Origin of the sequence: Blautia sp. HCP3S3_B11 (assembly GCF_052064435.1) — a bacterium.
Taxonomy (GTDB): domain Bacteria; phylum Bacillota; class Clostridia; order Lachnospirales; family Lachnospiraceae; genus Blautia_A.
The window spans coordinates 26,425-40,159 of record NZ_JBQHVP010000007.1; the positions used below are offsets into that span (position 1 = coordinate 26,425).

General features: G+C 35.6%; 14 protein-coding genes. All 14 read right to left on the bottom strand.

What is annotated here, in order from left to right; translation table 11 throughout:
* The 14 genes from ACTNC0_RS06735 to ACTNC0_RS06800 all read right to left on the bottom strand — a co-directional run bounded on the left by ACTNC0_RS06735 (position 1) and on the right by ACTNC0_RS06800 (position 13,694).
* Positions 1 to 354, bottom strand: a complete 354-nt coding sequence (locus tag ACTNC0_RS06735; RefSeq protein WP_441086808.1) for a type II toxin-antitoxin system PemK/MazF family toxin — start codon at positions 352 to 354, stop codon at positions 1 to 3.
* A gap of 12 nt (positions 355 to 366) precedes the next feature.
* Complete coding sequence (locus ACTNC0_RS06740) at positions 367 to 687, bottom strand: DNA ligase (RefSeq protein WP_441086810.1); 321 nt, start codon at positions 685 to 687, stop codon at positions 367 to 369.
* A complete protein-coding gene (locus tag ACTNC0_RS06745) occupies positions 674 to 1,003 on the bottom strand; it encodes a DUF7768 domain-containing protein (protein WP_441086811.1) in 330 nt (109 codons plus the stop codon). The genes ACTNC0_RS06740 and ACTNC0_RS06745 overlap by 14 nt, the downstream gene beginning before the upstream one ends.
* Positions 997 to 1,344 carry an HTH domain-containing protein gene (locus ACTNC0_RS06750; RefSeq protein ID WP_441086812.1) on the bottom strand — a complete coding sequence of 116 codons (348 nt, stop codon included), beginning with the start codon at positions 1,342 to 1,344 and terminating at the stop codon, positions 997 to 999. The genes ACTNC0_RS06745 and ACTNC0_RS06750 overlap by 7 nt, the downstream gene beginning before the upstream one ends.
* A gap of 275 nt (positions 1,345 to 1,619) precedes the next feature.
* A complete protein-coding gene (locus tag ACTNC0_RS06755) occupies positions 1,620 to 1,802 on the bottom strand; it encodes a hypothetical protein (protein WP_441086813.1) in 183 nt (60 codons plus the stop codon).
* A 56-nt stretch (positions 1,803 to 1,858) separates the two neighbouring features.
* Complete coding sequence (locus ACTNC0_RS06760; protein WP_441086814.1) at positions 1,859 to 2,155, bottom strand: hypothetical protein; 297 nt, start codon at positions 2,153 to 2,155, stop codon at positions 1,859 to 1,861.
* Positions 2,156 to 2,255: 100 nt separating this feature from the next.
* On the bottom strand, positions 2,256 to 3,941 hold the full coding sequence (locus ACTNC0_RS06765) for a hypothetical protein (protein WP_441086815.1): 1,686 nt from the start codon (positions 3,939 to 3,941) through the stop codon (positions 2,256 to 2,258).
* Positions 3,942 to 4,385: 444 nt separating this feature from the next.
* Positions 4,386 to 4,631 carry a hypothetical protein gene (locus ACTNC0_RS06770; RefSeq protein ID WP_441086816.1) on the bottom strand — a complete coding sequence of 82 codons (246 nt, stop codon included), beginning with the start codon at positions 4,629 to 4,631 and terminating at the stop codon, positions 4,386 to 4,388.
* Positions 4,632 to 4,695: 64 nt separating this feature from the next.
* Positions 4,696 to 4,956 (bottom strand): DUF6809 family protein, encoded by a 261-nt coding sequence (locus tag ACTNC0_RS06775; RefSeq protein ID WP_441086817.1) that lies wholly within the window; start codon positions 4,954 to 4,956, stop codon positions 4,696 to 4,698.
* A 119-nt stretch (positions 4,957 to 5,075) separates the two neighbouring features.
* Positions 5,076 to 5,933 carry a GIY-YIG nuclease family protein gene (locus ACTNC0_RS06780; RefSeq protein WP_441086818.1) on the bottom strand — a complete coding sequence of 286 codons (858 nt, stop codon included), beginning with the start codon at positions 5,931 to 5,933 and terminating at the stop codon, positions 5,076 to 5,078.
* A gap of 13 nt (positions 5,934 to 5,946) precedes the next feature.
* The gene (locus ACTNC0_RS06785) at positions 5,947 to 8,241 is read right to left on the bottom strand and encodes a DEAD/DEAH box helicase (protein WP_441086819.1); all 2,295 of its coding nucleotides are present in this window, start codon (positions 8,239 to 8,241) and stop codon (positions 5,947 to 5,949) included.
* A complete protein-coding gene (locus ACTNC0_RS06790; RefSeq protein ID WP_441086820.1) occupies positions 8,238 to 10,034 on the bottom strand; it encodes a site-specific DNA-methyltransferase in 1,797 nt (598 codons plus the stop codon). The genes ACTNC0_RS06785 and ACTNC0_RS06790 overlap by 4 nt, the downstream gene beginning before the upstream one ends.
* Positions 10,035 to 10,055: 21 nt before the next feature.
* Positions 10,056 to 10,823, bottom strand: coding sequence for a hypothetical protein (locus ACTNC0_RS06795; protein ID WP_441086821.1), 768 nt, complete (start codon positions 10,821 to 10,823; stop codon positions 10,056 to 10,058).
* A 12-nt stretch (positions 10,824 to 10,835) separates the two neighbouring features.
* On the bottom strand, positions 10,836 to 13,694 hold the full coding sequence (locus ACTNC0_RS06800; protein WP_441086822.1) for an ATP-dependent helicase: 2,859 nt from the start codon (positions 13,692 to 13,694) through the stop codon (positions 10,836 to 10,838).
* Positions 13,695 to 13,735 lie beyond the last annotated feature (41 nt).

A 13,735-nucleotide genomic window follows, 5' to 3' on the forward strand; every position in this document is an offset into this window, starting at 1 on the left:
CTATCCGGCCAATCCGAGTGATGCAACAAGTGCAGCATCCACTCTCGCCATATCTGCATCTGTTAAATGGTCAATAACAGAAAGCACGTCTCCTTTTGAAATTGTCGCAAGCTGCTCAGTCTGAACAACAGACGTTTTCTTCAAACCTGGGTACCACTGAAGCACTACATGAGTTGGCATCTCCAATCTCTTAAGCTGTGAAGTTAAATAAGCAATAATGAGATTGTCTGAAAATGTATTACCCGCCTGATTCTGAACAATCACCGCAGGGTGATTTCCTGCTGTCACGTGTCCATGCTTACCCTGAATAGGTTTTTCCACAAAAATAATGTCGCCTCTACTAAATTCACTCATCATTATGTCCTCCTACAATTTCTTTGCTTCAGCCAATACTGCTGCATAATCTTCCGGTTTTACCGCAGATAATTTATTAGCGCCAAAAGACTCCAACAATGTCTTAACCTGTGCAGTTAATCCTGCCTGTGACTTCTCAGCTAATACAGCTCTAACCTGTTCAATGGTTACTGTTTCTTCAGAAGATGCAGCCTTTTTCTCTTCCTTCTTAGCCGGAATATTTACTGCTTCCTTAGCAGGAATTCCTTCTGTCTGTTCTGCAACAGCTACCAACACCTTAGACAAATTTGTTAGTGCCTTCGCTGTATTGTTTATTGCTTCAATGATTGTCATAATCCACCTGTCCTTTCTGGTCGTGGAACTTAATCGTAATGCCAAGCTCCTCAGCCTTCGCAATTTCAAACTTCATACCTTCTGTTGGTGGGCCAAACACCCAAACTTCTGAACAGAGCTCCATAAGCTCCAAGCCCATCTGAATTCCAACGGTCCTTTCCTCTAGAACGCTGTCATCCAGACAATTTGAAAACATTACATGCGGTGCAATTGGAATGTTGCCGGCGTCAATCACCTGTCGACAATACCCACATGCTTGTTCGATGTTAGCTTTTGTATCCCCTCTATATGGGGAACACACAAAAATTTTCACCATGCTTTACAATCCTTTCTATCAATTTTAGGTTTTGCGAAAGCAGCAAGAATGCTTTCCATCACTTGTATGTCATCTGGCTGCAGTCCAGATTTTAACTTGATCAAGAGTTCTTCTTGCACCGGTTTCAGATATCTGCGATTTGAGTACCATCCGTCAGCTACACGAATGCCTCCCCCATTCCCTGAAACAGAGTAGATCGGATAGGACAGGCTGAGTTCTTCAATATCGCGCTTTATAGTGCTACGACTTACATTAAATTCTGACATTAGATTTTCAATTTTCTCAGAGCGTCTGTCAGATAGAATCTCAACGATCTCCTGACGTCGCGCATTCGCCGTCATCAGCCTGTCCCCTCCTTTCTTTGCTTCGTTTTCTAAAAGATAAACTTCAAACGGTTCATGTAATGAACCATTAGAAAAAAAATTTCACTTTTTTATAGGTGCTCTTTATGAACTGATTCAAAAAAAAATAAGCCGGAGTAAAATAGACATTATCTGTCCACTTTTACTCCGGCTTACCACTTATATAGGCAGCACCTTCAAGCAAATTAATATACTAGAGCGTTACTGATATATACGCATTCGATATACCAAGTTTTATGTGCATACATATTTAATTATTCTTTTCCCTGATTAACAATAATACAAGGTCCAGTAAGAATATCCTGTATAAACGTCGAACACGGTTGAAAAATCTCCTCATTATTTTTCTTGTACATAACACCGCGTTCATTGTTCTTGATGGCCCGATATCCCACCTTATGGTCGCCAATGTACAATGCTTCTTGTTCTTTTACCATTCATTACCTCCCACATCAAAATAAATTTTCTGTTTGATTATCATTCCCGGTAATATTTAGCTAACAAGTCCTATTTCTTCATAATATTGCATTTCAGCAGCATCAAGCATTTCACATGTTTTCAATTCAATACCTGTCTCCGTTGAGATGAATTGCAACATTTTTTCAACATCAAGCACATAATTACCATTCATGCTGTGTTCCTCATCACCATACACATTTAATCCAATCTGGTCACAATACTTATCTTCTGCAATCACATAGGCATATGTTACTTCCTCTGACAAACCTGTTATCTCTGCCAATCGTCTTGCTTCTTCGCCCAAATCAAGTGTAATTTTCTCTGTATTCATAACAATTCCTCACCTTCTATAGGCCGAGCTGATAAGCTAATTCTTATCAGCTCGCCTCGACAATTTCACTAACTTTCTAACTCAATCATTATGATTACGCTCAATGAAGAGAGTTACAAAAATCGTTAACAATGATTTCTACTGTCTGTTCAAAAGCATTCTGTAATGTAGGAGCATTACGTCTTTCCTGAATACCAAATTCTGCCTTGTATCTATCGACACACAAGTGATACTGTAACGTCGCCTGTGTATCGGTGTATTCCTTATAGAGGCAGTTACGCAATACACTTTTAACAAGCTGTGTCTGTGCCTGGTAATTTCCAGATAAGCCAGAGAACAACGGTTTTCCGGTACTGTCGCAGATGTCAGCTGTCACCTCAACGGCGCTGATAATTCTGTCGAGCCACTTTCTAGCAGATACAGCAACTACCGCTGCTGTATAAAATTTCAATTTACCGTTATTCCGCGTTGTAATACCACCATTCGGACCTAAAATGTCCACGTCTTTATTATCAATGTTTGTTAAAATACTTGCTTTTGAAGCACATTTTAACTGTGGCTTACAATAATCGGTTGCCGAATATCCATGTGATGCGTTATCATACCTATCGAAATCTACTAACAATTCTCCTTTTGTCTTCTGTGCTGCAGCATACATAAGCCTTCTAGCGTGTCCATCTTTTTTAATGCTGTCAATATTCTTACGGAAACCGATAATCAATGAAACCATTTTTAACACCGAAACCGATACAACCATCTGCAAAAACCTCACGTCGGCGGCTTGGGTAAGCTCGTCCTCTTCCACTCTTCCCGATCCAAACTTTTTAAGAGTTGTCGATGTCGGAAACAAGAATGTCGTCTCATTTTTTCCAAAGTATACCTCTGAAAACACATACTCCCCATTTTCCATATGCATGATGCCCAAATCCTCGAACAATTCATTGGTATCATTAAAAAACATATCATCCATATCTTCGTAATCCGGATTGCTCCTATCCTGGATACTGGTAATAAAATTATCTACATCATCTGCTGAAAAAGATTCCTTTTTTCCAAAAGCCATAAACATGCGCTGGTCACGAGCCATAAAGAACGTTGGAACCGATTTAAATACATTCTTTAATGTATCTGCATAAATTTCTTGAATTACATTTGGATAACTTTCACTGCATCCAAAAATAGCACCATCAATTTTATCCAAACCAATCTCTGTCAGGTTTGCGTCTGATTTGTCAAGTTCGTCGTCGACACTGAAGTCAAGCAATCCTTTCGTATCACGTATCGAAATTTCGACGTCATACTTCTCCATATATGCTTTCAGAATGTCATTGGCAGGAACACGAACTACAATTTTACGAATACAGGAGTCCAGGTCCTTCGTACAGAGAAGTTTTTCAATTTCCTCATCTGTAATCGGACGTTCTAACAACTCGTCTAGCTTCTCTTCCAAATACTTACGCGGGTTATCTCCTTCTTTCAAAGGCTGTAATCCAAGCCCCTTTACCAGCGCCGGTTTGTTCTTCAGATTAGTATTATAGGCTTCGAGCTCATTTTTATTTCCCCCCAGGCATTCACTCCACCGAACGTCAATGTGTCTAATCCAAATATCCTTGTTCTCATTATCTTTGTCGTACCAGTATTCTGTAAGAGTTTTCGTACGACCGTTGGACTTCGAGAAAATTCTAAGAAACCTCATAAAAATACATGATAACAGAGCCAGTAAAGTTGACTTACCAAATTTGGTCTGACCTAAAATTGCTAAAATAACATTAGTTACTTTGTTCATAAATTAATACCTCCAAAAAAAAATTGTTGAAAAGTTTACGGTTACAAAAAAATAATTATCTCCTTTCTGCAGCCCTCACTTAACAACAAAAAAAGAGTCGTATCCCGCAGGACACAACTCAAAATAATCGTCGTACACGCGCGAATCAAACCACTAGGTAGATCTCAGCCAGCAAAAGTTGAAACTGAGGCACTGCTATATAATTGATTTAATTATAACATGATTTATTTATTAGTCAACCCCCTTTTGTGAAAAAGTTCGATTTTTTTAAGTTACTATCTCCAGTTACATAATACAGCGGAGCCGAGTTATGTGATTTCAAAATTCTTGTGCTAGACCTGTAGTAGAAAATGTAAACTCCTTTATAGGAAACATTCTCATCTACAACCGTATCTTTTATTGATTCGTCATAGAGATATTTAATAACCACACTTACTGACGTTTCTAATGCCAATAATCATATGGTGAACGGTAACCACGCTGCGGTTTTGCTGCAGCTACTTTTGGTATGCTCTCTTCTGCAGCTTCCTTCGTAGCGAATAGCCTATGTGCCGGAAGCTGTATTCCTCCACCATCTACAAATCTAATTACAAACAGGTTACCAGAAGCTCGTGCAATCGTACACTCCCTGACAACTCTGTTATTTTCTACAATATAGGCTTTATCGCCCGGTTTAAATCCTGCTGCCATAATGCCTCCAAATCTGCAAAGAAAAACCAGCTCAAAAGGGAATCAAAGCCGGTCTCTTTACTACCTATTCTGATACTACTTTATTTCTAAGTGCTATACCTTCTACCACTCCATGCATATAGCTTTCTGATAAAAGCATACTATTACAGTTTGTGGCTGCATCCAGGAATGAATGAAATGCCTGCTGCTGGTCCTTGGTAAGTAAACTTTCTAAATAATCCAGCGCCTTTCTCTCCTGCTGCTTTGCTGAGACATATTCTTCCGACTGAATATAATCCCTTAACGAATCATCAAAGCCATCTTTAATATACTCTTCGAGTTCCAATAGTTTATTCCACCTCCAATATCGGGATACATATTGACTGGCTCTGTTTAACAAAATAAAAATAACTCCAGGTAGCGAACCTAGAGTTATTATATCGAACATTTGTTCTGTTGTCAATCTTACTTTTCTTTTTCGAGTATTTCTCCTAATGTAATCCCCGCTTCTGTTTTCCACATTTTATTGCCACTAGTGCTATTTCCTGTAACTAAATCAGATGCACCTGAGGGCGAATGGAATAATTCATCTCTTGTAAATATTCCATCCTTTATTGTTCCCTCCGAGATTAACTGTGCACGCTTCTTCTTTGCCCAGGAAGGTGTAGATTTTGTATCGCTTTCTCTTATTTTACTTCCTTTTAGTACAACATAGCCCTCAATAGTTCTTACCATTTTAGCATCTACTGAGTTATTCTTTGTTTTGATAGCAAAAACCTGTTTATCAGACAAGTCCTCAGAAGTGCCCTCCTTTTTGATTAGCGGCTCAAATACTTTATGCCCCATACCATATGTAAGTACTGACACATTATCGATGAAATCCTCCATCTCAGCTTGCTCATCAATTGCAATTGATGCGGATGTTGGTTTTTGTGTGTTCATGACAGTGTATCTATCGACTTGATTAGCAATTTCATATAAACGACCTTCTATGTATTTTACATGAGCTTTATTAAAATGATCATCTTGACTTACAAACACAACTGCTTCACTCCAATAATCCTTCTTATCCTCATGATCCTTTAATCGAGTGTAAGCATCTTCTGTTTCGCCAATATAAACTACAGGCCGCCCTGTATCATCTTCATCTCCAAAAAGCAAATAAACAGCCGGTCTTTTTAACTCATCTATATCACAACACTTTTTATATAGTGCTCGCGGAATTCTATATGCCTTTGTAGTTCGACCTGCCAATGTACAAACCCATCTTCCGGCAGCATCTCCATCCATCATAAATATTTTGAGACTTTTTCCTCTTGCCATTTAATCACCCCATTTAGAAAAATTCCTCAATAGATTTCCAATTATCACTTCCTGCAATAGCTTCTGTCCATTCTTCATTGTTAAGGAACAATTTTTCTCCAATATCCCTTACAAATCCCCATTTTAATTCAGGATGTCGTTTCGTTACATATTTCTTAAACGCATCAAACTTAATAGGAGACATCTTATCAATATTGTCGGTGTGGCCTGAGCGTTCTCCTCCTTTTGTTTCAATAATCCAAATATCACCATTCTTCATCTGTATGATATAATCCGGATAAAACAAACTTACTTGACCAAATCCAGTTCTATACGCTATAGAGAAATATTTATCACCCTTGTCCCCATTCTTATAAAACCATTTGATACTATCACATTTATCACAATAGTATTCAAATTTCTGTTCAATCTTTGAACGAGTTTTCTCCGTAACCATAGTTTCTTCGTATTTTTCATACACGTTCTTTGATAAATATTTTCCTTTTAAATCACTTCTAAGTGAATCTACTCTATAAACCTCAGATAATGGAATTCTAAATTCACGCTCTTTATAGAACATTTCCATATCCCCCAAATCAAGTGATAATTGTTTGTATTTAAGATTTTCTTCCAAATTTCTGGCTTTTACTTCCCTAAATACTTCTTTTAATCTATCCCTATTATTGATTACAAACGCATACCATTCTCTATTGTCCAGGGCTAAAACATTATCCCCTCTTCTATACTGCTGCCTATGAAACAATGTTTTTACAATAGAACGAATTACACTATCACTAATAGAAATTATACCATGCAATTCATTTATGATATGCATCAGATCACGACCATTATCATGTGTGTTTACTTCTCTTGTCGTCACTCCCTTTTTTGTTTCATCGGCTGAAAGAATATCAGAGACTTTTACAAATTTTCCTTTAAGATAAATTCGACTTATTTCTGTTCCAAAAACCCATGAATCCGCTTCCATCTTCTTTTTATTTTCTTCTTTATCTTCCAATGGAAGTCTTGATCCTGCCTTTAAATCATATTTATCCACGAAATATCTTGAAAGTATTTCTCTTACTTCACGCTCTCCGAAATTGCTAGAAGACGAATCTCTTACTTCTCTTGTAAGAATAAGTTCTCTTCCCTCTTCTTTTATCATAACCCTTCTAGTTTCAAACGCTGATGGATCTTTGAGTGCTTTTTCTTTCCACTCTTCATCAAAGGTATACATGTAACAATTATCAAGTAAATCATTTTCATAATGTCTGGCTTCTGGCATTCTTCTAATACGGCCAATAGTCTGAATTTCAAAGGAATCACTCATATTATCTCTGAGCTTAACTAAAATTTTTGCACGTGGGCAATCCCATCCTGTTGAAAGAGCTTGTTTCCACAACAAAAAGACCGGCGTAGCGTTAGGTGCTTCAATATTATCAATATTTATTTTTTCTTCAGATAACCATTTTGCGGCAAATCCATTTTCATATGAGTATCCTCTATTCTTTAAGTATGTTTCAACCTCTTCAATATAACGATTTGATGAATCAGGAAACTGAATAATTACAAGCGGTCTTATTTTTCTATTTATTTTTTCATATTCCGCCTGAATCTCATCTCTCTTTTTAATTGCCAAATCAAGTAGATATGAATACTCTGTACTCATATCTGTTTCAGCATCATCAGAAACACCATCATTAACGTACATTGCACTAGTAATTAATCCACTGGCAATTACTTCTGACTCTGGAATCTCATATTTTAATGCCGTATCATTTTGAATAGGAGTTGCAGATACTCTTATCACATTGCTAGCTGAAAAGTGCATCATAAATTCAGCCGAATTGCCAGTATTGCTTCTATGTTCTTCATCTACAATAAGAATAAAAGATATTCCCTTCTTGTGAGCTTCCGCAATTCGGTCAATTATATTTTTCATTTCACCAATTCGTGTTGCTTTGTTTCCTGCTCGGTTAACAGCCTCCCAGTTAATAAATGTAACATCTCCCTCATTAAAACCAGTAAGTAAGGCATCTCCTAATGTTTTAGAATTTCTATCAGGTAAAAGGCTGTCCATCTTATCTTTTGATTGTTCTTCTAATTCACCGGCTCCTATTGATAACCAAACAAAAGATACCTTATCATGTGTGTAATCTAGGTACTGATCTATATAATTTAATAAAATAATAGTCTTCCCGCTTCCTGTAGGAGCCTTAACAATAAGAGTATTATTTTCATTCAATAAATTTAACGTATGATCTAATAACCAACTGCTCGCATCTTTCTGAAAATCAAACAAATCTCCTCCGTTAGGAAATCTTATCATAATTCACCAGCCTCCTTTAATTCGTTTGCAAAATAGTAATCTGGTATTCTAACAATCTTAATATTTTTTTGTTCTGCATAGTACTCGTGTTCACCTCTAAGTAAAACATAATTCGGTACAAAAATCGTAAGATTACTCATTGAATCATCAGTGAACAAATCATCCAATTCTTCTTCATCAAAAACCAGGCGAATATCCGAACTTGTTTTTATATCTAACCCAAAATCAAGTTCAACCATTTCAGCGATATGTTCTAGTAATTCTTCTGATAACTCTGATTCTCCCTCAGGCTGTCGAGGAATATAGTCTGTTCTAAAGTACTTTAGGTTTGCTCCATAATTCTGAGATTCAACCTGAAGTCTTTTATATGCTGTATTCTCAGCAATTCCATCCTGATTGTTCGTGCAAAGAATATACTGAATATTCTTGTTTTCCTCCTCATTTATCTCTAACACTGCATGTCCTGTTGTTGCAGAACCAGCAAAGAAATCTAATACAATTTGTGGATTAGGATGTAAATTTTGAATCAGGTATTTTACTTCTGACACCGGCTTAGGATATTCAAATGATATTCCTATTTTACTCATATAACTATCTGCACTATCTGCGTTATTATAAATTGATGGAGTGTTCTCAGTCATATTTTCATCTAAGAAATATTTTCTTTCTGGTTGCTTTGTCTCATCAGGTCCAAAAATAATACGGCCCTCTCTCATCAATTTTTCCATTGTTCTTGGAGGGTTTCGCCAACCTCTAGCTGGGACAGGGCACTCTTTCCCTGTAACTGGATGAATTAGCGGAATAAAATAATCATCTGGAGCCTTCTTTTTATTCGGCCATGCCATAGAAACTCCACGATACACTCTGCCATTATCATCTATATATTTATATGCTTTCTCACCAGATGAAAAATCCTGAGTTTTAAGCCAATTTGCAAATTCTCTATTCACCATTTCAAGATCGTATTCAACCTTCATCTGTTCCAAAATCTCACTTGGGTAGTCATACACCTTTGCTAATGCCTTCACTTCTGCTGGCAATATTTTCTTTCCAATTTGAGAGTATAATTGTTTTGCTTTTGCTAACATTGCTTTCGCATTCGGTTTCTTTCGACTTGCAAATCCATCCATTTCTTTAATCTTTTCATAATTGTTTGCAAATACAATTATATATTCGTGCATTGTAGAAACCTTGTGAGCATCGCCTTTTGGATTCTGTTTATTCCATATTATCGTTCCTAAATTATTTTGTGCTCCAAAAATATCCTCCATAAGCATTAGCAGAGGAGCAACCTCATGCTCATCTATATTTATTGTTATTATGCCTGTCTCTGATAATAGCTTTTTTGCCTGAACAAGTCTTTTACTCATAAATGAAAGCCATTTTGAATGCCTAAATCCATCTTCTGCATCTACAATAGCATCGTCATATCTAAAATCATCCTTTCCTCTATTGTAAGGCGGATCTATTACGATAAGATCTATTTTCCCTTTATGTGTCTTTTCAAGCAAATATAAACTATGTAAGTTATCTCCTTCTAGCAAAAAATTCATTGGTTTTTCCGAATCATTTATTATTTTTTTTGATTCATCCTCTGTAAATACCGGAACTTTTTGAGCTATTTGTACATCCACAAACTCTTCATGTTCCTCCCATACTAAACCATATCTTTTTGCATTAATGAAATTTTCAACTTCGTTTATTGCCTTAAGTCCATCATCATCTGTTTTATCTTTAATTGTTTCTAAAAAGCTAAGCATCCTTTGTCTGCTTAATTCTGAAAGATTAGTCACACTTATTCCTCCCATTCTTTACTAATTCAGCAATTGGTCCAGTTTATAATAACCGCGAAAACAATACTGTACCTGGTGACTTGAAATCATATTTGGGGGAATGATAAAATCAAATACTTTAATTTGCGATGTGTCTTCTACTCTCATTCCCATTTGACCAGCTCTCATCAAATTGTAATACAACGTAAAAGGTATTTTTTTTCCGGAACCAACTATTGCATTTATTAATAATGCAAAATTAGGATAATCATTGGTATATGGTGTCCATGTATTTAAAGGAATTTTTGATCTCTTCAATTCAATGATTTCCTGCACTTGACCGTTGTTATACTTTATCAAGTCAAAATCAGATACGGTAATTCTTCCAAGATTATTTCGCTGCCAATCATGGTAAGGACTCGAAGTATATTGATTAACACGTTTTCTGGCTGTTCCTGGCTGTACAACACCATATCTCTCATAGATATCTCTAAGTTGATCATATGTAACAGTTTGCCACTGTCCAACGCTTTCTTCCCAAATCCCCACCAAGTCATTATTTACCATAAAACGTACGAATATAAAAGGTAATTTTAGATATCTTGCGATAGAAAATGCCTTATTTGCCTCTTTTATTTCGTTATCCGTACAATTGCTATTTATATCTGTCACTTTACTAGCAAAAACCATTATTTTGGGTATACTAGCTGCATTTCCATAAACAAGCATCCAATTATGCTCAGCGGAAAAATAATAGTCTAAATCCTCATTATAAACATAATCATATATAGCATTTCCTGTATATTCCATTTACAATTCCTCCTATTTTTTGGGGTTAGATTTTCCACAATAATATCTCATATCACAATCCTTACAAATAGAGGTATCTTTTGTTCTTGTAGAATAATCATGGTTTTCAATTTTATGAACTACTCCAGAAAACTCATCCATCATATCAGCTATTCTCTTTTCATCTTTCTTAAATGCAATTACAGGATCCTCTGTAGCACTCAAATAATACAGTTTCATTTGTGAAACTTCTAAACCGTATTTTTGTTCTACTAAATGAGCATATACCTGTAGTTGCTTTTCATAACTTTGAAGCATTGAATCTGTCATCTTTTGAGGCTTATCACCTGTTTTGAAATCAACAATTTCTACAGTATCTCCCTGCCCTTTTAACATATCAACCTGTCCATTTAGAATATAGTCATCATTAGGATAACTTAATCTAACCTCAGCTTCCCGAATATTCTCCCACATGTCTCTTGAATTATTAAAATAATTATAAACATATCTCATGGCAGCAGCCTTAGAAGAAGGAGCCAAATAACTATGTTCTGTTAATACAAGCCCCTGATAATTTTGTTCAAACCATCCTTCTAAGTTGTCTAATACTGTTTCAGCCTCATCACGTAAAATAGCATCATGAATATCCTCAATTGTTTCATGTACTAAGGATCCAAATAAAGTTGATCCAACTCTAATTTCGCTAAATCCTAATTCTCTAAACATCTTATATTCAAGAGAACATCTCTCATACTTTGAAATATCTGTAGTAAATGCATAAGACTGTTTCAATTTTGATTTCTTAACATCCCTAAAACAGAATTCATCGAAATCCATATTTGTGTCATATGGTATAATTGAATCCCATAATGAGCAAAAATACCTGCTTGGAGACTGACTTCTTCCACTTGATACTATCGGTGTTGTCAGTACCAATAGGCTTTCAGCTCTTGAAAATGCTACATAGTATCTTCTCCAAAAATCATAGAATTTTATATCTTCTTCTGGTTCAAAATTGTTTCTGTCAGAGAATGTATCATATACAGCATTCAATATTGATTCATTTTCTTTTCTTGGTGTATCATAAAGTGAATCTACAATAACAATAGGGAACTCCATTCCTTTTGATTGATGAACAGTCATAAATGATACACACCCACTTGGCGCATACTCACTCTCATCCTGATACTCTTCCATTCCACCTTTCATCAGAAATCTAAAGTAAGTTCTAAATAATTTTTGCAAAATACGAATTTTCTTTTCACTTGAAATAACTTCTACTCTTTCAATTGATTCAAATTTAGAAAGAATATTGGTCATAATTGCAAGATTACGTATCGCTCTCTGATCTGCAACTCCCGATGCTAAATCCGTATCAATAATTTTTTTAAAATAATCAAATGTGAACATTTGATAAAGCAATCTCGTGAAGGCATAATCGGTGTTACCTTTTAGGTCATCTAACTCTTTCATTCTGTATGAAACCCACTCTTCAAGAGCTGAATCTTCATCCATCAGTTCATAGGCAACATCTAAACACTCATTATAATAATTAACCATGTCTTCAAACCAAGGACTGTCGTCTTCAAGAAGTTCTTCTTCAAAATCACTAAACAAATGAAGAATTATTCCAATACAGGCTTTTATCTCCTCTCTATCAAAAAACATTTTTGAACGAGGAGAATATACCGGAACACCATGTTCTTCTAAATAGTTAGCTAGGTGCTTTGCTTTATCATTTGTTACAGATCTAAACAAAAAAGCAACCTGATTATAATTATCTATGTATCCATTTTCGCGCATATTGGTTAAGAAACCATATATGTTTTTACACCAATCCTCAACCGAGTCACCAGAAATACTTAAAACTGGTGGAGTACCTGTTTTTCTAATCTTGCCCTCACTTGGCACAATTTTCTTTTCAATTCTATATCCATTCCAAGAAAAAAAATCCTCAGAATAATCAGTCATCCATTTATTATATAACTCAATGATTTCTGGCTCAGATCGATAATTTGTGGTCAACTTAACTTCTTTACATTTTCCTTCTTCAAACTTCTCTTGAAATCCCAAGATATTTTTTATCGTTGCCCCTCTAAACCTATACATAGATTGATCATCATCACCAACTACACATATATTTAGAGTTTTAGATAATAAGAAAATGATTTTTTCTTGAATAGAGTTTGTATCCTGATACTCGTCTATCATCATATACTTAAAAAGTTCTTGATATTTTTGAAGTATATTTTCATTATCACAAAGTAATTTATATGCAGTTGCCTGTATTGTTGCAAAATCTAATCGATTTGTTCTTTCCAGAAGCTGATCATATAGCTGTTTAGCTTCTCCCAATGCCACAAATTGCGGATTCTTAGAGCAAAGTAATTCATGAACATCGATTTGTTCTTCTGCCAATCCATTTAACCAATCCGCCAAAATTGAGGCTTTATCCCAAATACCTCTATTTCCAAAATCTAAGTAACTGAAATTAGGCAACTTTGAAAAGTCGTATGTCAATTTCTGATACAAAAAATACTTCTGATCAAAGTCATCCATAAGAGTAAAGTTCTTTTTTAATCCCGGAACAAAGGCAATATTATCTCTTACTATCCTTAAACAAATAGAATGGAAAGTTCCTATATAAACATCATTTAAATCAAAATCTGGAATGACGGCTGAAATACGAGTTACTATTTCCTTAGCTGCTTTTTCTGTAAATGTTGCCATTAAAATATTTTCTGGATTTATTCCATAATTATTGACCATATTTGCATAACGATTAACAAGAGTTGCAGTCTTTCCGGTTCCAGGTCCTGCCGAAATCAACAATGGTCCATCAATTGAATTGATAGCTTCAAGTTGTGATGCATTTGGTGTAATATTTCCCATAAAGATCCCCCTTCCTCGTACAATACGTATAAGATCCCATA